The organism is Streptomyces sp. NPDC012508 (assembly GCF_042902595.1).
GTDB lineage: Bacteria > Actinomycetota > Actinomycetes > Streptomycetales > Streptomycetaceae > Streptomyces.
Genome location: NZ_JBIBEO010000008.1, coordinates 420,436 through 438,621, shown reverse-complemented (window position 1 = coordinate 438,621; position 18,186 = coordinate 420,436). Strand labels below are relative to the sequence as shown.

Sequence of the window (18,186 nt, the reverse complement as noted above, 5' to 3'; positions counted from 1 at the left end):
CTGTGGCTGTGGCTGTGGCTGTGGCTACGACTGCGGCTGCGGCTACGGCTTCACGGAGCGGTAGTAGCGGCGTGCGCCCTCGTGCAGGGACAGCGGTTCCGTGTAGATCGCGGTGCGCAGATCCACCAGCTGGGCGGGGTGGACCTGGCCGCCGATCCGGTCGCGGCTTCTGATCACCGTACGGGTCAAACCTTCCACCAGCGCCGAGTCGGCCGTGTCCGTCGTCACGAGCAGGTTCGCCACGGCCACCGTCTCCACCGGCTGACCGTCCTGCGCCCGCTTGTACGCGTCCGCCGGGATGACCGCGGACCGGTAGTGGCGGGTCGACTCGCCCACGTCGTGCAGCTTGTCCACCAGGGCCGTGTCCATCGAGACCAGCCGCACCGGCAGGCGCTCGGACAGCGCCTGGACGGCCTGTGTGGGCAGACCGCCCGACCAGAAGAACGCGTCCAGCTCCCCGCGCTCCAGCAGGCCCGGCATGGTGTCGATGCCGGCGGAGACCGGCTTGATGTCGGCGCCGGGGGCGAGTCCGCCCGCCGCGAGGACCCGATCCGCGATGAGCCGGACGCCGGATCCCTCCTGGCCGACTCCGACGCGCAGCCCGCGCAGATCGGCGACGGAACGGACGGGCGACGTCTTGGGGACGACGAGCTGGACGTAGTCGTCGTAGAGGCGGGCGGAGCCCCGGAGCCGGTCGAAGCCGGGCTTCCGGTCGTGCTGGTACTGGGCCACGGCGTCGGCGGTCGCGATGGTGAAGTCCGCCTCGCCCGAGGCCAGACGCGCGAGGTTCTGCTGGGAGCCCTCGCTGTTCTTGAGCGTTATCGAGACATCCGGCAGATCGGTGGCGAGGGCCTGCCGCAGCAGCTCGCCGTAGCGCTGGTACACCCCGGTGGGAACGCCCGTACTGACGGTGACCCGGCCACTCGGCGCCGAGGGACCGAAAGGAACCAGCCACCACACCAGCAGCCCGCACACCACCAGAAGCGCCGCCGACACCTGGAGCAGGCGGTGGCGGGCGGCACGGGCGAGGGCGGTGAGCATGGCGCGATCCTGCCAGTTCCATCCCCGCTCTGGCCAGGCCTGGGCCTCCGAGCCGCCGGCCGTGAGGGGTGAGGTGGGTGGGCACGCGCGCGTGAGGGACGGGGTGCGCGCGTAGGGGCTGGGCTGCGCGCCCGTGGAGGCTGGGCTGCGCCGGCGCCGTGCCGCTGTTCCGCTCGGCCGGCGCCGTGCCGCTGTTCCGCTCGTCAGAGGCCGGTCGCCTGGGTCCGCAGCCACGCGAGCAGCGCGGCGGTCCGGGCGTCCTGCTCGGGCGGTCGCGGGCTGAGCAGGTGGTATCCCGTGCCGTCCTCGACCAGTCCGAAGGGCGCCACCAGCTGGCCGCGCACGAGGTCGTCATGGACGAGCGCGTACGGACCGATGGCCATACCGACGCCGGCGACGGCCGCCTGGAGCGCCAGATAGAAGTGCTCGAAGGTCTGCTCGCCGGCTGCCTCGACGCTTCGACGCGTGATGCGCTGCCAGTCGGCCCACGCCCGTGGCCGCGTGCTTGTGTGCAGGATCGTCACTCCGGCGACCCCGGTCCCGTCTCCGAGCTGCTCCGCCAGGTCGGGGCTGCAGACCGGACCGATCCGTTCCAGAAAAAGGGGAGAGCGGTACACCTCCGCGGGTACGGGAAAGTCGTCGCGGCGCACGGCGACGTCGACGGGGTCCCGCTCGAAGGAGACGGGTCCTCCGCCCGCCGACAGATGCACCGTGAGGTCCGGCACCTGGCTCGCGAGGTCCGGCAGCCGGGGAATGAGCCAGCGCATCAGGAGCGTCGGCTCGCAGGACAGCGCGAGCGGCCCTCCTCGCTCGCGGCGCGCCATCTCCCGGGCCGCCGTGTCGACCTGGTCGAGAGCGTCACGGACGGCGGCCGCGAGGCGACGGGCCTGAGGCGTCGGCCGCAGGGAGCGGGTCCCACGCTCGAAGAGCGTGACACCCAGAGACTTCTCCAGGTTCTGGATCTGGCGGCTGACCGCGCCGTGGGTCACATGAAGCTCCTCGGCGGCCCGGGTCATGCTCGCGTGCCGCACCGTCGCCTCGAAGGGCAGCAGCGAGTTCAGCGGGGGAAGGTCCGGCCAGCGCATGTGTGAAATCTACTCACAGGTGGAGTGAGAAGGAATCGCTTGTCCAGCGGCTTTCCCGGCGCCAGGGTTGACGTCAGTGGCGATCGCGTCACGAGACCGACGGGAGGAGGACGAGGCATGAGGCGGGTACCCCCTGCGGATCCCGTGACGAGCGTCGCGGTCCTCGCGGACGACCTCACGAGCGCCGGCGACGGCGCGGCACCGTTTCGCGGGACGGGGCACCGGGCGCAGGTCCTGCTGCCGGGACTCGGCGCGCACGTCGCGGCCCGGGACGGAGTCGTCGCCGTCGACCTCGGCAGCCGCCTGCTCGACGAGCCCACAGCCGTGGCGCTGACCTGGCGGGCCGCCGGCGCGTTCGCGGGTGCCGACCTGTTGATCAAAACCGTCGACTCCACGCTCCGGGGCCATGTGGCGGCCGAGATCCGCGCCGCCCACTCCGGATCCGGCCGACAGGCCGTCGTCGTCGCGCCCGCGTTCCCCGCCGAGGGCAGGACTACGGTCCACGGCATCCAGCACGTCCAGGGCGTGCCGGTGCACGAGACGGCCTTCGCGCACGACCCGGCGCATCCGGTCCGCACCTCGGACCTGGCCCGTCTGCTGCCCGAAGCGGAACTGCTCGAACCGGAGCGGTTCGGGAAGCTGCCCGAGCTGATCGAGGCGGGAGGCGTGTTCGTCTGCTCGGCGGCCACCGACGCCGACCTCGGCCTCCTTGTCTCCTCCGTGCCCCGACCGGACGACGTCCTCTGGGTCGGCTCCCCGGGCCTCGCCGCGGCACTGGCCGCCCACCACTCCCGTGACCCCGCGGTCCCCGCGGTCGAACTCCCGGCCTCCCACCGTCCGTTGGTCGTGGTCGGCAGTGCGCACCCGGCCACGCGCCGCCAGCTGGACCGGTTGCGTAGGCGCGGGGACGTGGGCACGGCCGATGCCGGCGACGACCCGGCCGCGGCCGCCGAGGTCCTGCGGCGATCCACCGCGCCCGTGCTCGCCGTCCACACCCCCGACGCCCGCCGTACGGCCTCCGACGCGCTGACGGGCGATGTCGCCACCGTCGTCCGCGCCTTGACGGAGGACGGACTGGTCGACGGACTCGTACTGACCGGCGGCGAGACCGCGGTCGCCGCGCTCGAAGCCCTCGGGGTCGCCGGTGTCGACCTGGTCGACGAGCCCGAGCCGGGGGTGGCACGGGGCGTACTGCTCGGCCGGCCCCGCATCCCCGTCCTGATCAAGGCGGGCGGCTTCGGCGACGACGGAACGCTCGAGCGTCTCTGTCGCCTCCTCACGGAGGGTGGGCCGGTCTCATGACGCGCCCCATCGCCCTCACCATGGGCGACCCCAGCGGCATCGGTCCCGAGATCACCGTCAAGGCGTACGCCGACCCCCGGCGCCGCCGTCCGGTCGTGGTCATCGGCGACCCGGACACCCTCGCCCGGGCCTGCCGTGTCACGGGCGCCGAGCTGACCCTGCGAACGATCTCCACCGTCGCCGAAGCGGCCCACAGCCCGGGAGTGATGGACGTCCTGCCCGTAGGCGCGCTCCCCGCGGACCTGCCGCTCGGCACGGTGGACGCCCGCGCCGGAGCCGCATCGTTCCAGTACGTACGCCGAGGCATCGAGCTCGCCCTCGAAGGCGAGATCCGGGCGCTGACCACGGCACCCATCAACAAGGAGGCGCTCAGGCTGGCAGGGCTGCCCTACCCGGGCCACACCGAGATCCTCGCCGAGCTCTCGGGCACCGAGGACTACGCCATGATGATGGCCAACGACGAGCTGCGCGTGGTCCTGGTGACCGTCCACCGGTCACTGCGCACAGCGCTCGACTCCCTCACCACCGCCCGCGAGCTGGAGATCATCCGGCTCACGCACCGGACGCTCCTGGCGGGCCGCGCGAAGAGCGCCCGTCCCCGCATCGCCGTCGCCGCCCTCAACCCCCACGCCGGTGAGAACGGGCTCTTCGGCCGCGAGGACCTCGACATCATCGAACCGGCCGTGCGCGCCGCTCGGCGGGAAGGCATCGACGCCAGCGGCCCCTGGCCCGCCGACACGGTCTTCATGCGCGCTCGTGCGGGCGAATTCGACGTCGTGGTCGCGCAGTACCACGACCAGGGGCTCATACCGGTCAAGTACCTGGGCCTGGAGCACGGCGTCAACATCACCATCGGCCTGCCGTTCGTGCGGACCAGCGTCGACCACGGCACCGCCTTCGACCTCGCCGGGCAGGGCACCGCCGACCACACCAGCCTGCTCACCGCCCTCCACCAGGCGGACGAGCTGGCCCAGCCACCCGCACCCGAGCCGGAGGACCCCCGTGGACTTCATCTTCATGCTCACCCGTGACGACAGGACCGTCACGGACTGCCTCGATGTCCTCGACACCGTCCGGGACCTCGGCATCGGCCACCTCGGCTTCAAGGACGTCGGGGTCGACGCGGCCACCCTCGACCGGCTCCACACGCAGATCAAGGGCATGGGCGCCACCAGCTACCTCGAAGTGGTCAGCAACACCCGCGACGCGGCCCTCACCTCCGTCCGGCACGCCATCGACCTCGGCGTCGACCGGCTCATGGGCGGAACCTGGATCGACGAGACGCTGGCCCTCCTCACCGGCACCGGTATCGAGTACCTCCCCTTCGCGGGTGAACCCGTCGGCCACCCCACCCGCCTCGCGGGTGGACCCGGCCGGGTCGCCGAGGACTGCCGCCGGGCCGAGGCCGCCGGCTGCGCCGGCGTCGACCTCCTCGCCTACCGGGCCACCGACGCGGACCCCCTCGACCTCGTCCGCGCCGCCCGAGCGGCCACCACGGGGCGCCTGGTCGTGGCCGGCAGCATCGCCTCCAGGGCCCGGATACAGGACCTGGCAGGCACCGGGGCCGATGCCTTCACCATCGGTTCGGCCGCCTTCGACGGCTCCCTGCGCCCGGCAGCGGGGACCCTCGCCGCCCAGCTCAAGGAGGCCCTCGAAGCCGCCGGGAGCGCCCCCGTACCGTCGCAGGGGCAGCGCGGGCCGGGGCAATCCCCGGCACCGCATACCCTTGTTCCATGACCAGCAGCGACCGGAGCCAGGCAGTGGACGTCCAGCGAACCTACGAAGTACGCACCTACGGGTGCCAGATGAACGTCCACGACTCCGAGCGGCTCTCCGGTCTGCTGGAGGACGCCGGCTACGTCCGCGCCCCCGAGGGCTCGGACGGCGACGCCGACGTCGTCGTCTTCAACACCTGCGCGGTCCGTGAGAACGCCGACAACAAGCTCTACGGCAACCTCGGCCGGCTCGCCCCCAGGAAGACCTCGCGCCCGGGCATGCAGATCGCCGTCGGCGGCTGTCTCGCCCAGAAGGACCGCGACACCATCGTCAAGAAGGCCCCCTGGGTCGACGTCGTCTTCGGCACGCACAACATCGGCAAACTGCCGGTCCTCCTGGAGCGCGCCCGCGTCCAGGAAGAGGCCCAGATCGAGATCGCGGAGTCGCTGGAGGCCTTCCCCTCCACGCTGCCCACCCGTCGCGAGTCCGCGTACGCCGCCTGGGTGTCGATCTCCGTCGGCTGCAACAACACCTGCACCTTCTGCATCGTCCCGGCGCTGCGCGGCAAGGAGGAGGACCGCCGCCCCGGCGACATCCTCGCCGAGATCGAGGCCCTGGTGGCCGAGGGCGTCTCCGAGATCACCCTCCTCGGACAGAACGTCAACGCGTACGGCTCCGACCTGGGCGACCGCGAGGCCTTCTCCAAGCTGCTGCGCGCCTGCGGTGAGATCGAGGGCCTGGAGCGGGTCCGTTTCACCTCGCCGCACCCCCGTGACTTCACGGACGACGTCATCGCCGCGATGGCCGAGACCCCGAACGTGATGCCGCAGCTCCACATGCCGCTGCAGTCCGGCTCGGACACGGTCCTCAGGGCCATGCGCCGCTCCTACCGGCAGGAGCGTTTCCTCGGCATCATCGAGAAGGTGCGCGCCGCCATCCCGCACGCCGCCATCTCCACCGACATCATCGTGGGCTTCCCCGGCGAGACCGAGGAGGACTTCGAGCAGACGATGCACACGGTCCGTGAGGCCCGCTTCGCCAACGCCTTCACCTTCCAGTACTCCAAGCGGCCCGGGACCCCCGCGGCCGAGATGGACGGGCAGATTCCCAAGGAGGTCGTGCAGGCGCGTTACGAGCGCCTCGTCGCACTCCAGGAGGAGATCTCCTGGGAGGAGAACAAGAAGCAGGTCGGCAGGACGCTGGAGGTCATGGTCGCCGAGGGCGAGGGCCGCAAGGACGGCGCCACGCACCGCCTCTCCGGCCGCGCCCCCGACAACCGGCTCGTCCACTTCACCAAGCCGGACCAGGAGGTCCGCCCGGGTGATGTGGTGACCGTCGAGATCAGCTACGCCGCCCCGCACCACCTCCTCGCCGAGGGCCCGACGACCTCCGTCCGCCGTACCCGCGCGGGCGACGCCTGGGAGAAGCGCAACGCCGAGGCTGCCGCCAAGCCCGCGGGCGTCCTGCTCGGGCTTCCGAAGATCGGTGTGCCGGACCCGCTCCCCGCGGCTGCGGCCCCTGCCTGCGGAAGCCACTGACACCGGACAACCGACACATCCGAAGCGGGGGGCCGTCATGGGAAAGTGGATCATCGTCGCGCAACGCGGCAGCAATGGGGACACGTACCGCTGCGAAGTGGTCCGGAGAGTCACCGGATCGCGGGAGGACGCGCAGGAGGCGATGCGCGCCGTCTCGCTCACCTTCCGCGAGCCGTGGCGCGAGAAGTCGCGCGAGGTGTACCAGTACCCCAGTGGTGACAGCTGCCTGCTGATCGTCAGGGGACTCATGTCGGAGACGCTGATCACGCTGAGCATCGCCGAACAGGTCCACGATTCGGCCGACCCCGAGCCTGCGTCGCCGGAACCGCGGGACAGCGTCCCGCCCATGGACCGGAGCCCGTCGCAGTAGGCTGCGGATCATGCTTGTCGCCGCAGCCGTCTGTCCCTGTCCTCCCCTGCTCGTGCCCGAGGTGGCGGCAGGGGCCGCCGGTGAGCTCGATGCGGCCCGGACAGCCTGCGTCGATGCCCTCGGACTCCTCGCCGCGTCCCGGCCCGACCGGCTCTATGTCGTCGGCCCCGCGGACGAGGGAGCGCGCGGAACGTTCCCCGCCGGTTCGACCGGCAGCTTCGCGGGCTTCGGCGTCGACCTCTCCGTACAGCTCGGGACCGGGCCCGCGGTGGAGCGCCGGCTGCCCACATCCCTCGCCATCGCCGCCTGGCTGCTGCGCCGTGCGGACTGGGCCGACGCTCCCGTCGAAGGGCTCGGGGTCGGAGAGCCGCTGGAGGCCGGCCGATGCGCTTCCACCGGCCGCCGGCTGGCCGATGCGGCCGACCGCGTCGCGCTCCTGGTGATGGGGGACGGCAGTGCCTGCCGGACCCTCAAGGCGCCCGGCTACCTGGACGAGCGTGCCGCCGCCTTCGACGCGGAGGCGGCCCGGGCGCTGGGAGCGGCGGATGTGGACACCCTCCTCGGGCTGGACGAGAACCTGGCGTACGAGCTGAAGGCGGCGGGCCGGGCCCCCTGGCAGGTCCTCGCGGGCGCGGCCGAGGGCGCCGACCTCGGCGGCAGGCTGCTGTACGAGGCCGCCCCGTACGGCGTCGGCTACTTCGTCGCCGCCTGGTCCTAGCGACCCGCGCACGCACCACGGGGCGCGCACAGAACGGCGGACGGCCGCGGAGCGTCGCGCTCCGCGGCCGTCCGCCGTGCGGGAGGGACCGTCAGGTGACGCCGGGCAGTGATCCCAGGCGTCAGGCGTCAGGCGTCAGGCGTAAGGCGTCAGGCGGCCGGCGGGGTGGGCGGCGTCGGCGGGGTTGTCGGCGGGGTCGTCGGACCCTGGCCGCCGCCCGGAGCCATGCCCGGGCCCGGGGTGCCGCCGTCGTCCTTGTGGGCGATCCGCCCCAGGGCGTCCTTGGCCTTGCCGGTGCCCGATTCGATCTTGGTGCTGTACTTGCCCTTGGTCTTCTCGTCGACCACCCTCGCCGCTTTCTCCAGCCCGTGGTCGATCTTGGCCTCATGCTGCTGCGCGAGGTCCGAGACCTTCTCCTTCGCCGGGGCGAGCTTGGCCTTCAGTGAATCCAGGAGACCCATGGGTCACCTTCCCTCCGGTGAGTCCTTCTGCCGGGCCCTGTCTCCAGGAACCGCTACTTCCGGGCGCTTTCTCCGGCCTCGTTGTCCGCGGCCTCGTCCGCCGACTGCTGCTTCGGGATCTCGACGGCCTCGACCACCTCGACGGCCTCCACCACGCCTTCCCCGTCGCCCGGTTCCGACACGTCGGCCGGCTCGGCGGTCGAACCCGCCCCGGCGCCGTCCTTCGTCTCGGCCTTGGCGTCCTCACCGCTCCGTGCTCCGGCCTCCGCCTCCTCCGGCGCGTCCGTCACGGCGACAGCCTGGGCCTCCTCCGTCGACGCCTCGGCAGCTTCCTTGCCCTTCCGCCGAAACATTGCAAAAACGCCCATTTCCACTCCATAGCGTACTCGTGTGGGAAAAGCCCCGCGGCGCCCGGGGCGCCCTGTTGCGCCAACCGGTGCAGCCGGTACGGAAACCGGCGGTCGGAACCTCGCAACTGGCAACGAACCCGGTTGCGGGCCGTCACGTCGCTCATTCGGGGACCTGCCGGGAGGTTTGCGAGACTGTGTCAGTGAGAAGTGCAGCTCCCGCCCCGCGGGTCATCGCCGTCGTCGGTCCCACAGCGACCGGAAAGTCCGATCTGGGCGTATTCCTCGCCCAGCAACTGGGCGGCGAGGTCGTCAACGCCGACTCGATGCAGCTCTACCGAGGGATGGACATCGGTACCGCCAAGCTGACGCTCGAAGAGCGCGGCGGCATCCCGCACCACCTCCTCGACATCTGGGACGTGACGGAGGCCGCCAGCGTCGCCGAGTACCAGCGCCTCGCGCGCGCCGAGATCGACCGGCTGCTCGCCATGGGCCGCACTCCGATCCTGGTCGGGGGCTCCGGCCTGTACGTACGGGGCGCCATCGACGCGCTCGAATTCCCGGGCACCGACCCGGCCGTCCGCGCACGCCTGGAGGCCGAGCTCGAGGAGCGGGGCTCCGGCGTCCTGCACACCCGCCTCGCAGAAGCCGACCCGGAGGCGGCGCGAGCGATCCTGCCGAGCAACGGCCGCCGCATCGTCCGGGCCCTGGAGGTCATCGAGATCACCGGCAAGCCGTTCACGGCCAATCTGCCCGGCCCGGACTCGGTCTACGACACCGTGCAGATCGGCGTCGACGTGGCTCGCCCCGAGCTCGACGCGCGGATCACCGCGCGCGTGGACCGGATGTGGGAGGACGGACTCGTGGACGAGGTGCGCACCCTGGAGGCGCACGGACTGCGGGAGGGGCGCACGGCCGCCCGCGCGCTCGGCTACCAGCAGGTGCTCGCGGCGCTCGCGGGGGAGTGCACGGAGGACGAGGCGCGTGCGGAGACCGTACGCGCCACCAAGCGCTTCGCGCGCCGCCAGGACTCGTGGTTCCGGCGCGACCCGCGGGTCCACTGGCTGAGTGGAGCGGCGGAAGACCGTGGGGAACTCCCGCGGGATGCGCTGACGTTGGTCGAACGAGCGGTCACAGCCTGATCACGTGATGGCATCGGGACGCCATGCCCGTCATTCCAGGGGTCTCTGGCGTGCCATCATCGAGCATCGATCGACCAAGTGGAGTCCGAGTGGGAGGGCGCGTGGCGATGGAGGCCGGCCCTCGCGACAGAGAACAGCAGGAAGCCGCCCCGGGCGAAGCTCCGGGTGACGCGCCCGGTTTGAGCCCGGACGGTCCGGACGACGCCGAAGGCACGTCCGTCGAGGTCGACGCCGACGAGGTCGAGGTCGAGCTGCGGCCGCAGCGCCGCCTGCGGATCTGGCAGCTCGCGCCCATCGTGGGCCTCGCCGCCCTCGGCTCGCTGATGTTCGCCTTCCCTCTTGCCTTCGGGTCCGGTGACGGCGGTGCCGTCGTCGCCATGCTCGGCCTGCTGATCAGCTCCTGCGCGGCCGGCTGGGGCATGATGGCCGCCCGCAGGGTCGGCTCCGCCTGGCCGGGGCTCCCGGCCCGCGGCTCCGGCGAGCGGCCGAACTGGCGCGTGATCGCCCTGTACGTGTTCTTCAGCGCGCTCCTGGTCGCCCTGGCCGTCTGGCGCGTGGCCCGCCTCCGCTGAGCCACCCCGCCCGAGGGGTGGATCTTCGGGCGGCTGTCGGACCCGACCCGTACAGTTGATCCCGTGACCACGACACAGACCTCAGGCATCGCATTCCTCAAGGGCCACGGGACCGAGAACGACTTCGTGATCGTCCCGGACGCCGACAACGCCATCGAGCTGCCGGCCGCCGTCGTCGCCCGGATCTGCGACCGACGGGCCGGCATCGGCGGCGACGGGGTGCTGCACGTGGTCCGCAGCGCGGTCCACCCCGAGGCCCGCGCCATGGCCGACGAGGCCGAGTGGTTCATGGACTACCGCAATGCGGACGGCTCCGTCGCCGAGATGTGCGGCAACGGTGTCCGCGTCTTCGCCCGCTATCTGGAGCACGCCGGACACATCTCCGCCGGCGAGGTCGCCATCGCCACGCGCAGCGGGGTCAAGCGCGTCCACCTGGACAAGGACGGCTCCGTCACCGTCGCCATGGGCCGCGCCCGGCTTCCCGAGGACGGCGTCACCGTCACCGTCGACGGCCGCAGCTGGCCCGCCCGTAACGTGAACATGGGCAATCCGCACGCCGTCGCGTTCGTCGAGTCCCTCGATCACGCCGGTGACCTGTTCACCGAGCCCCCGTACGCCCCGGCCGAGGTCTTCCCGGACGGTGTGAACATCGAGTTCGTCGCCGACCGGGGCACGCGCCACGTGGCCATGCGCGTACACGAGCGCGGGGCCTCCGAGACCCGTTCCTGCGGCACGGGCGCCTGCGCCGTCGCCGTGGCCACCGCCCGCCGTGACGGCGTCGACCCCTCGGTGAGCGGTGAGCCCGTCGCGTACACGGTGGACGTCCTCGGAGGGTCGCTGACCATCACCGAGCACCCCGACGGTGAGGTGGAGATGACCGGTCCGGCCGTCATCGTCGCCGAAGGCACCATCGACCCGGCCTGGCTCGCCGACCACTGAGCCTCAGGCACCCTTACCGAGATCGGTAAGCACCAAAAGCGCCCGACGGACATATTCGAAACAGTCAACGACTGATCCTTCGCTCGAATGGGTGATCCGTTTCACGCTGAGCGAGAGCAGCACTGCGCCACGTGGTGGGGTCGGTAGCATCAAGCACCGGCCCCGCGGGCACGCCTTGCCCGTCCACCGCCGGTCGACGTCGCCGGAGGTGCCCCATGAGTGCAGAGGCCACCAACCCTGTGAGCGCAGCGGAGGCCGCGGGCCCCGACGCTCCCCGCAGTCGCGGCCGCGCCCGTGCGAGGCTCGACCTCCGTCGGCTGGGCCGCGCCGCACTGCTCGGACCCACCGCCAGGGACCGGCTGCCCGACGCCATCGGGCACGTGGCGGAGGCCCATCGGGCACACCACCCCGACGCCGACCTGGCCGTGCTGCGCCGCGCGTACGTCCTGGCCGAGTCCTCGCACCGCGGACAGTTCCGCAAGAGCGGTGAGCCGTACATCACCCATCCGCTCGCGGTCACCCTGATCCTCGCCGAACTCGGAGCCGAGACAACGACTTTGACCGCCGCCCTGCTCCACGACACCGTCGAGGACACGGAGGTGACGCTCGATCAGGTACGGGAGCAGTTCGGCGACGAGGTCGCCTATCTCGTCGACGGCGTGACCAAGCTGGAGAAGGTCGACTACGGCGCCGCCGCCGAACCCGAGACCTTCCGCAAGATGCTCGTCGCCACCGGCAACGACGTCCGCGTCATGTCGATCAAACTCGCCGACCGTCTCCACAACATGCGCACCCTCAGTGTGATGCGCCCCGAGAAACAGGTCCGGATCGCCAAGGTGACCCGCGACGTCCTCATCCCGCTCGCCGAGCGGCTCGGCGTCCAGGCGCTGAAGAGCGAGCTGGAGGACCTCGTCTTCGCGATCCTCCACCCGGAGGAGTACGAGAACACCCGCGTCCTCATCGCCGGGAACACCGGCGCGGGCGACGCCCTCGCCACCATCGCCGACAGCGTCGCGGCGGTCCTGCGCGAGGCGGACATCGGCGCCGAAGTGCTCGTCCGTCCACGGCACTTCGTCTCCGTCCACCGTGTCCGCCTCAAGCGCGGCGACCTGCGGGGCAGCGACTTCGGACGGCTCCTCGTCCTGGTGGCCGAGGACGCCGACTGTTACGCCGTCCTCGGTGAACTCCACACCTGTTTCACCCCGGTGATCTCCGAGTTCAAGGACTTCATCGCGGCTCCCAAGTTCAACCTGTACCAGTCGCTGCACACCGCCGTCGCCGCCCCCGACGGGGCCGTCGCCGAAGTCCTCATCCGTACGCACCAGATGCACAAGGTCGCCGAGGCCGGTGTCGTCGCGCTGGGCAACCCGTACACACCCCCGGCGGGAGGCGACGGCGTCGAACCCGCCGAGGACGGCGAGCGCGCCGACCCGACCCGCCCCGGCTGGCTCTCCCGGCTCCTGGACTGGCAGCAGTCCACCCCCGACCCGGACACCTTCTGGACCTCGCTGCGCGCCGACCTCGCCGAGGACCAGGAGATCACCGTCTTCCGCGCCGACGGCGGCACACTCGGTCTGCCCGCCGGGGCGAGCTGTGTCGACGCGGCGTACGCCCAGCACGGCGCCGCGGCCCACGGCTGCCTGGGCGCGCGGGTCAACGGCCGCCTGGCGACGCTCAGTACCGTCCTGAACGACGGCGACACCGTCCAGCTGCTCCTCGCCCAGGACACCGCCTCCGGGCCCTCTCCGGAGTGGCTGGACCACGCCCGTACGCCAGCCGCGCGGATCGCGATCACGGCCTGGCTACAGGCCCACCCGGAAGCCGTCGGAGCGCCGGAGGCCGACCCGAGGCCACCCGTCTCCGTCACGGCCGACCGGCGCTCGGGCGCCAAGCTCCACGCCGACCTTCCCGGCGCTCCGGCCGCCGCCGTACGACCGGCCGGCTGCTGCACCCCCGTACCCCCCGACGCGATCACCGGCTTCCAGGTGCGGGGCGGCTCCGTCACCGTGCACCGCATCGGCTGCGCGGCCGTCGGCACGATGAGACGGCTGGGGCGCGCACCCGTCTCCGTCCGCTGGGGCGACACCGCCGAGTGCCGCGTCACGCTCGTCGCCGAGGCCTTCGGCCGGCCCCGTCTCCTCGCCGACCTCACCGAGGCCATCGCCGGTGAGGGTGTCGCCGTCGTGTCGGCGACCGTCGAACCCCCGAGCGAACAGCGTGTCCGGCACACGTACACCCTGCAACTCCCGGACGCGGCAGGTCTGCCCACCCTGATGAGGGCCATGCGTGACGTACCGGGGGTGTACGACGTGAGCCGCGCCCGGCACCCCGCCACACACGACGAGTGACGTCAGCCGTGGCGGCGGGGTGACCCCTTCGGGTGGCGGGTGAGCGCGCCGTCCGGGGGAGCGGCGAAGGCACTGGTAGCCGTAGCCCATGCCGCTCACTCCCCGAAACGCCTCCCCACGCGCGCGATGGCTGCGCGCCGCCGTCCTCGTCGCCGCTTCGGCCGGGCTCGTCGCCGCCGCCCTCCCCGCGCCGACACCGCTCGGCATCGGAGACCCGCTCTTCCCTCACCTCGGCAACCCCGGCTACGACGTCCTCACGTACGACATCTCGCTCACGTACCCCGGTGAGAACACCGAACCGCTCGACGCCGTGACCCGGATCGAGGCACTGGCCACGGCCGACCTGGAGCGGATCAACCTGGACTTCACGCACGGGACGGTCGCCTCCGTCACCGTCGACGGGGAGCCGGCGGCCTTCGAGTCCAGTGGCGAAGACCTGGTGATCACGCCCGCCACGGCGACCGAGAGCGGCGACGCGATGACCATCGCCGTCACCCACACCAGCGATCCCGCCGGCCCCGCCGACGCCGGCGGCTGGGTCCGCACCGGCGACGGCCTCGCCATGGCCAACCAGGCAGACGCCGCCCACCGGGTCTTCCCCTCCAACGACCACCCCGCCGACAAGGCGTACTTCACCTTCCGGATCACCGCCCCCAGCGCGCTCACGGCCGTCGCCAACGGTCTGCCCGCGGGCCGGACCACCGACGGATCCACCACCACCTGGACCTATCGCACGGCCCACCCCATGGCCACGGAACTCGCCCAGGTCTCCATCGGCCGCACCACCGTCGTCCACCGGGCGGGGCCGCACGACCTGCCGCTGCGGGACGTGGTCCGCACGGCCGACCGGGACCTCCTGGAGCCCTGGCTCAAGCGCACCCCCGCCCACATGGAGTGGATGGAGGGCAAGGTCGGCCGCTACCCCTTCGAGACGTACGGGCTGCTGATCGCCGACGCGACCACCGGTTTCGAGCTGGAGACCCAGACGCTCTCTCTCTTCGAGAGAAGGCTCTTCACCGAGCCCGGGTTCCCGGAGTGGTACGTCGACTCGATCATGGTCCACGAGCTGGCCCATCAGTGGTTCGGCAACAGCGTCTCGCCCCGCACCTGGTCCGACCTGTGGCTCAACGAGGGGCATGCCAGCTGGTACGAGGCGCTGTACGCCGAGGAGACCGCGGGGCAGTCCATGGAACGGCGCATGAAGGCCGCCTACGCCGCCTCCGACGGCTGGCGCGCGGACGGCGGGCCGCCCGCCGCCCCCGAGCCGCCCACGCCCGGGCAGAAGATCAGCCTCTTCCGGCCCGTCGTGTACGACGGGAGCGCCCTCGTCCTCTACGCGCTGCGCGAGGAGATCGGCGCGGAGGCCTTCCAGCAGCTGGAGCGTCGCTGGGTGAGCGAGCACAAGGACGCCACCGCCACCACCGCCGACTTCACCGCGCTCGCCTCCGACGTCGCGGGGCGTGACCTCACGTCCTTCTTCGCCGGCTGGCTGTACGCGGAGAAGACCCCGCCGATGCCCGGCCACCCGGACTGGCGCTCCCGGCCCGTCGAGAAGGCCCGGGGCGGCGCGGTGAAACCCGGATGACGGGCCCGGGCCGACCGTGTCACCATCGTCAGGTCGACGACGCGGTCGGCCCGGGAATCTTTCCGTGCCGTCACACGTTGTGATCGACGCAACGACTTTCCATCGACGTAAGGATCAAATGACCTCCTCTTCATCCCCTTCCCAGGACGAGCAGAGCTTCGCGGACACGAACCGCACCGAGAGCCTTCGGGCCGATGCCCTGATGGAAGAGGACGTCGCCTGGAGCCACGAGATCGACGGAGAGCGGGACGGCGATCAGTTCGACCGCTCCGAGCGCGCGGCCCTGCGGCGCGTGGCGGGCCTCTCCACCGAGCTCGAGGACGTCACCGAGGTCGAGTACCGGCAGCTGCGCCTTGAGCGCGTCGTGCTGGTAGGCGTATGGACCTCGGGGACCGTCCAGGACGCGGAGAACTCCCTCGCGGAGCTCGCGGCCCTCGCCGAGACGGCGGGTGCCCTGGTACTCGACGGCGTGATCCAGCGCCGTGACAAGCCGGACCCGGCGACCTTCATCGGCTCGGGCAAGGCCCGTGAGCTGCGGGACATCGTGCTCGAGTCCGGCGCCGACACCGTCGTCTGCGACGGCGAACTCAGCCCCGGCCAGCTCATCGCCCTCGAAGACGTCGTCAAGGTCAAGGTGGTCGACCGGACCGCCCTGATCCTCGACATCTTCGCCCAGCACGCCAAGTCCCGAGAGGGCAAGGCGCAGGTCGCGCTCGCGCAGATGCAGTACATGCTGCCGCGACTGCGAGGCTGGGGTCAGTCGCTCTCCCGTCAGATGGGTGGCGGCGGCGGTGGCGGCATGGCCACCCGTGGTCCCGGTGAGACCAAGATCGAGACCGACCGGCGTCGGATCCGCGAGAAGATGGCGAAGATGCGCCGGGAGATCGCGGAGATGAAGACCGGCCGCGACATCAAGCGGCAGGAGCGGCGCCGTCACAAGGTTCCGTCGGTCGCCATCGCCGGATACACCAACGCGGGCAAGTCCTCGCTGCTCAACCGACTGACCGGCGCGGGTGTGCTGGTGGAGAACGCCCTGTTCGCCACCCTCGACCCGACCGTACGCCGGGCCGAGACGCCCAGCGGCCGGGTGTACACCCTGGCCGACACCGTGGGGTTCGTACGGCATCTGCCGCACCACCTCGTCGAGGCGTTCCGCTCCACCATGGAGGAGGTCGGGGACTCCGACCTGATCCTGCACGTGGTGGACGGCTCGCACCCGGCTCCGGAGGAGCAGCTCGCCGCCGTGCGCGAGGTCTTCCGGGACGTCGGCGCGGTGAACGTGCCGGAAGTCGTGGTCGTCAACAAGGCGGACGCGGCCGACCCCCTCGTTCTGCAGCGGCTGCTGCGGGTCGAGCGGCACGTGATCGCGGTCTCCGCCCGCACGGGCGAGGGCATCCCGGAGCTGCTCGCGCTCATCGACGCCGAGCTGCCGCGGCCGCAGGTCGAGATCGAGGCACTCGTGCCGTACACGGAAGGCGGTCTCGTCTCCCGGGTGCACGCCGAGGGCGAGCTGCTCTCCGAGGAGCACACGCCCGAGGGCACGCTGCTCAAGGCGCGTGTGCACGAGGAGCTGGCGGCGTTCCTCACGCCGTACGTACCGGCCGCTCACTGAGCGGACCGGTCCGCTGACCGACCGGTCCGCTCACGCGACAGACGGAAGGCCCCGCCCCCTCATCGGGGGCGGGGCCTTCCGCATGTCGTACGCCGGTCTCCGCCGGAGCCCGGCACCTCAGGCGCGTCGGGTCAGCGGGCGAACTTCTTGCTCACCATCTCGTGCGCATTCTTCGCGCCGCGGCCCAGCAGCGGTCCCGCCAGCCAGCCGTTGCCGCCGGCCGGGCCGATCGAGGTGTTCGACACCAGCGCGGTCGTCCCGTTCGGCAGCGCGCGGAACCAGCCGCCGCCGGACGAGCCACCGGTCATCGTGCAGCCGATGCGGTACATGGTCGGCGTGGCCGGTGCCGTGGTGAGCCGCGTCGCCCGGTCCAGGCACTTGTGCATGATCAGACCGTTGTACGGCGGCGCCGCCGGGTAGCCCCAGGCGCCCACCGTTCCGGCCTGGGCCGGCGTCGGCGCCGAGAAGTCGATCGGCAGCGCCGCGCCGACGGTCTCCTCCAGGGACTTCTTGCCCTGGGCCGGCTTCACGTGCAGCACGGCGTAGTCGTACGGCCACGCGCCCTGTGACCCACCGCGCTGGATCCACTCGCCCGAGGTCACGGCCCAGTCGGCCCAGTACTGGCCGTACGGTGCCTCCTCGTGCGGCTTGGCGTTGCGCAGCGCTGCCGGCGACTTGCCGAGGTCGTTGTAGGCGGGGACGAAGGTGATGTTGCGGTACCAGCCGCCGCGCTGACCCGCGTGGACGCAGTGGCCCGCGGTCCACACCATGTTGGACTTCCCGGGCCGGCGGGGGTCCTTCACGATCGTGCCGGAGCAGACCATGTGGCCCTGGGGCGAGTCGAAGAAGATCTTGCCGACCGGTGCCGCGTTGCGGTGGTACGGGGTCTTCTCCCGCTGGGCCTTGACGGGCCGCGGCGTGGGGTCGCTGCCCCCGGAGCCCGCCGTCGTGGCCATCGCCTGGTCCGGGCTCTTCGCGGACTGCATCCGCTGGGAGTCCCAGAGCCCCTCGATCACCGGGTTGACGAAGTCCTCGGCCTCACGGAGCCATGTGTCCTTGTTCCAGTTCTTCCACTCGCCGTTCTTCCACTTGTCTGGGTCGACGCCGTGCTTCTTCAGCTTGTCGGCGAGGTCCTGGGGAAGCGCGGCATCGCCGCCGCCGGTGGCGGGTGCGCTCGTCTCCGCCGCGGGCTTGTCGGCCGCCGGAGTCTCGGTCGGGCCGCAGGCGGTGGCGGTCAGCGCGAGCGCCGAGGCCAGCGCGGCGACCGTCGGTATGAGTCGTGTGGAACGCATGAGTTGAGATCCCCCAGATGATGTTTCCCGCGTCCGGGCGACGCCACGGACCGCATACACGGTCGCGTTGCCATGGACGCGTCACTTGCGGTGCACAGTATGCCCGTAGGAAGGGGCG

At 71.8% G+C, this 18,186-nt stretch carries 17 protein-coding genes; 12 read left to right on the top strand and 5 right to left on the bottom strand.

Annotated elements, in window-relative coordinates:
- Nucleotides 1-42 precede the first annotated feature (42 nt).
- Nucleotides 43-1,041 (bottom strand): TAXI family TRAP transporter solute-binding subunit, encoded by a 999-nt coding sequence (locus tag ACFY8U_RS27765; protein WP_389574942.1) that lies wholly within the window; start codon nucleotides 1,039-1,041, stop codon nucleotides 43-45.
- 203 nt (nucleotides 1,042-1,244) lie between these two features.
- Entirely contained in the window at nucleotides 1,245-2,126 is an 882-nt protein-coding gene (locus tag ACFY8U_RS27760) for a LysR substrate-binding domain-containing protein (RefSeq protein ID WP_389574939.1), read from the bottom strand.
- A 117-nt stretch (nucleotides 2,127-2,243) separates the two neighbouring features.
- On the opposite strand from ACFY8U_RS27760, the gene ACFY8U_RS27755 reads away from it, so the two are divergent.
- The 6 genes from ACFY8U_RS27755 to ACFY8U_RS27730 are packed head-to-tail and all read left to right on the top strand — an operon-like array spanning nucleotide 2,244 to nucleotide 7,770.
- On the top strand, nucleotides 2,244-3,428 hold the full coding sequence (locus ACFY8U_RS27755; RefSeq protein WP_389574937.1) for a four-carbon acid sugar kinase family protein: 1,185 nt from the start codon (nucleotides 2,244-2,246) through the stop codon (nucleotides 3,426-3,428).
- Nucleotides 3,425-4,459, top strand: coding sequence for a 4-hydroxythreonine-4-phosphate dehydrogenase PdxA (pdxA, locus tag ACFY8U_RS27750; RefSeq protein ID WP_389574934.1), 1,035 nt, complete (start codon nucleotides 3,425-3,427; stop codon nucleotides 4,457-4,459). The genes ACFY8U_RS27755 and pdxA overlap by 4 nt, the downstream gene beginning before the upstream one ends.
- Nucleotides 4,431-5,165, top strand: a complete 735-nt coding sequence (locus ACFY8U_RS27745) for a hypothetical protein (protein ID WP_389574931.1) — start codon at nucleotides 4,431-4,433, stop codon at nucleotides 5,163-5,165. Before pdxA ends, ACFY8U_RS27745 begins: the two co-directional genes overlap by 29 nt.
- Nucleotides 5,162-6,682: a tRNA (N6-isopentenyl adenosine(37)-C2)-methylthiotransferase MiaB gene (miaB, locus tag ACFY8U_RS27740; RefSeq protein WP_389574928.1), complete on the top strand. Its 1,521-nt coding sequence runs from the start codon at nucleotides 5,162-5,164 to the stop codon at nucleotides 6,680-6,682. Before ACFY8U_RS27745 ends, miaB begins: the two co-directional genes overlap by 4 nt.
- A 37-nt stretch (nucleotides 6,683-6,719) precedes the next feature.
- Nucleotides 6,720-7,052, top strand: a complete 333-nt coding sequence (locus ACFY8U_RS27735; protein ID WP_389574925.1) for a hypothetical protein — start codon at nucleotides 6,720-6,722, stop codon at nucleotides 7,050-7,052.
- Between the two features lie 10 nt (nucleotides 7,053-7,062).
- Nucleotides 7,063-7,770, top strand: a complete 708-nt coding sequence (locus ACFY8U_RS27730) for a class III extradiol dioxygenase subunit B-like domain-containing protein (protein ID WP_389574923.1) — start codon at nucleotides 7,063-7,065, stop codon at nucleotides 7,768-7,770.
- Nucleotides 7,771-7,919: 149 nt separating this feature from the next.
- On the opposite strand, the gene ACFY8U_RS27725 is transcribed toward ACFY8U_RS27730, so the two are convergent.
- Both ACFY8U_RS27725 and ACFY8U_RS27720 read right to left on the bottom strand, forming a co-directional pair.
- Entirely contained in the window at nucleotides 7,920-8,231 is a 312-nt protein-coding gene (locus tag ACFY8U_RS27725) for an antitoxin (protein WP_389574920.1), read from the bottom strand.
- 53 nt (nucleotides 8,232-8,284) lie between these two features.
- Nucleotides 8,285-8,599, bottom strand: coding sequence for a hypothetical protein (locus tag ACFY8U_RS27720; protein WP_389574917.1), 315 nt, complete (start codon nucleotides 8,597-8,599; stop codon nucleotides 8,285-8,287).
- A 182-nt stretch (nucleotides 8,600-8,781) separates the two neighbouring features.
- Between ACFY8U_RS27720 and miaA the strand changes: the two genes are divergently transcribed.
- The 6 genes from miaA (at nucleotide 8,782) to hflX (ending at nucleotide 16,776) form a co-directional block, all read left to right on the top strand.
- Nucleotides 8,782-9,720: a tRNA (adenosine(37)-N6)-dimethylallyltransferase MiaA gene (gene miaA, locus ACFY8U_RS27715; protein WP_389574914.1), complete on the top strand. Its 939-nt coding sequence runs from the start codon at nucleotides 8,782-8,784 to the stop codon at nucleotides 9,718-9,720.
- Nucleotides 9,721-9,827: 107 nt separating this feature from the next.
- Nucleotides 9,828-10,292, top strand: a complete 465-nt coding sequence (locus ACFY8U_RS27710; RefSeq protein ID WP_361604170.1) for a hypothetical protein — start codon at nucleotides 9,828-9,830, stop codon at nucleotides 10,290-10,292.
- A gap of 63 nt (nucleotides 10,293-10,355) precedes the next feature.
- Complete coding sequence (gene dapF, locus ACFY8U_RS27705; protein WP_389574911.1) at nucleotides 10,356-11,231, top strand: diaminopimelate epimerase; 876 nt, start codon at nucleotides 10,356-10,358, stop codon at nucleotides 11,229-11,231.
- A 215-nt stretch (nucleotides 11,232-11,446) separates the two neighbouring features.
- On the top strand, nucleotides 11,447-13,579 hold the full coding sequence (locus ACFY8U_RS27700) for a RelA/SpoT family protein (RefSeq protein ID WP_389574908.1): 2,133 nt from the start codon (nucleotides 11,447-11,449) through the stop codon (nucleotides 13,577-13,579).
- An 88-nt stretch (nucleotides 13,580-13,667) separates the two neighbouring features.
- The gene (locus tag ACFY8U_RS27695; protein WP_389574905.1) at nucleotides 13,668-15,164 is read left to right on the top strand and encodes a M1 family metallopeptidase; all 1,497 of its coding nucleotides are present in this window, start codon (nucleotides 13,668-13,670) and stop codon (nucleotides 15,162-15,164) included.
- Between the two features lie 118 nt (nucleotides 15,165-15,282).
- The gene (gene hflX, locus ACFY8U_RS27690; protein ID WP_389574902.1) at nucleotides 15,283-16,776 is read left to right on the top strand and encodes a GTPase HflX; all 1,494 of its coding nucleotides are present in this window, start codon (nucleotides 15,283-15,285) and stop codon (nucleotides 16,774-16,776) included.
- Nucleotides 16,777-16,907: 131 nt separating this feature from the next.
- Here the strand turns inward: hflX and ACFY8U_RS27685 are convergent, their stop codons facing one another.
- Nucleotides 16,908-18,068 (bottom strand): trypsin-like serine peptidase, encoded by a 1,161-nt coding sequence (locus ACFY8U_RS27685; RefSeq protein ID WP_389574899.1) that lies wholly within the window; start codon nucleotides 18,066-18,068, stop codon nucleotides 16,908-16,910.
- Nucleotides 18,069-18,186: the final 118 nt, after the last annotated feature.

Coding starts and splice junctions, on each gene's coding strand:
- ACFY8U_RS27695 (WP_389574905.1), top strand. CDS start 13,668: ATGCCGCTCACTCCCCGAAACGCCTCCCCACGCGCGCGATGGCTGCGC.
- ACFY8U_RS27730 (WP_389574923.1), top strand. CDS start 7,063: ATGCTTGTCGCCGCAGCCGTCTGTCCCTGTCCTCCCCTGCTCGTGCCC.
- ACFY8U_RS27720 (WP_389574917.1), bottom strand. CDS start 8,599: ATGGGCGTTTTTGCAATGTTTCGGCGGAAGGGCAAGGAAGCTGCCGAG.
- ACFY8U_RS27685 (WP_389574899.1), bottom strand. CDS start 18,068: ATGCGTTCCACACGACTCATACCGACGGTCGCCGCGCTGGCCTCGGCG.
- ACFY8U_RS27700 (WP_389574908.1), top strand. CDS start 11,447: ATGAGTGCAGAGGCCACCAACCCTGTGAGCGCAGCGGAGGCCGCGGGC.
- miaB (WP_389574928.1), top strand. CDS start 5,162: ATGACCAGCAGCGACCGGAGCCAGGCAGTGGACGTCCAGCGAACCTAC.
- ACFY8U_RS27765 (WP_389574942.1), bottom strand. CDS start 1,041: ATGCTCACCGCCCTCGCCCGTGCCGCCCGCCACCGCCTGCTCCAGGTG.
- ACFY8U_RS27725 (WP_389574920.1), bottom strand. CDS start 8,231: ATGGGTCTCCTGGATTCACTGAAGGCCAAGCTCGCCCCGGCGAAGGAG.
- ACFY8U_RS27710 (WP_361604170.1), top strand. CDS start 9,828: ATGGAGGCCGGCCCTCGCGACAGAGAACAGCAGGAAGCCGCCCCGGGC.
- pdxA (WP_389574934.1), top strand. CDS start 3,425: ATGACGCGCCCCATCGCCCTCACCATGGGCGACCCCAGCGGCATCGGT.
- ACFY8U_RS27735 (WP_389574925.1), top strand. CDS start 6,720: ATGGGAAAGTGGATCATCGTCGCGCAACGCGGCAGCAATGGGGACACG.
- ACFY8U_RS27760 (WP_389574939.1), bottom strand. CDS start 2,126: ATGCGCTGGCCGGACCTTCCCCCGCTGAACTCGCTGCTGCCCTTCGAG.
- ACFY8U_RS27755 (WP_389574937.1), top strand. CDS start 2,244: ATGAGGCGGGTACCCCCTGCGGATCCCGTGACGAGCGTCGCGGTCCTC.
- hflX (WP_389574902.1), top strand. CDS start 15,283: ATGACCTCCTCTTCATCCCCTTCCCAGGACGAGCAGAGCTTCGCGGAC.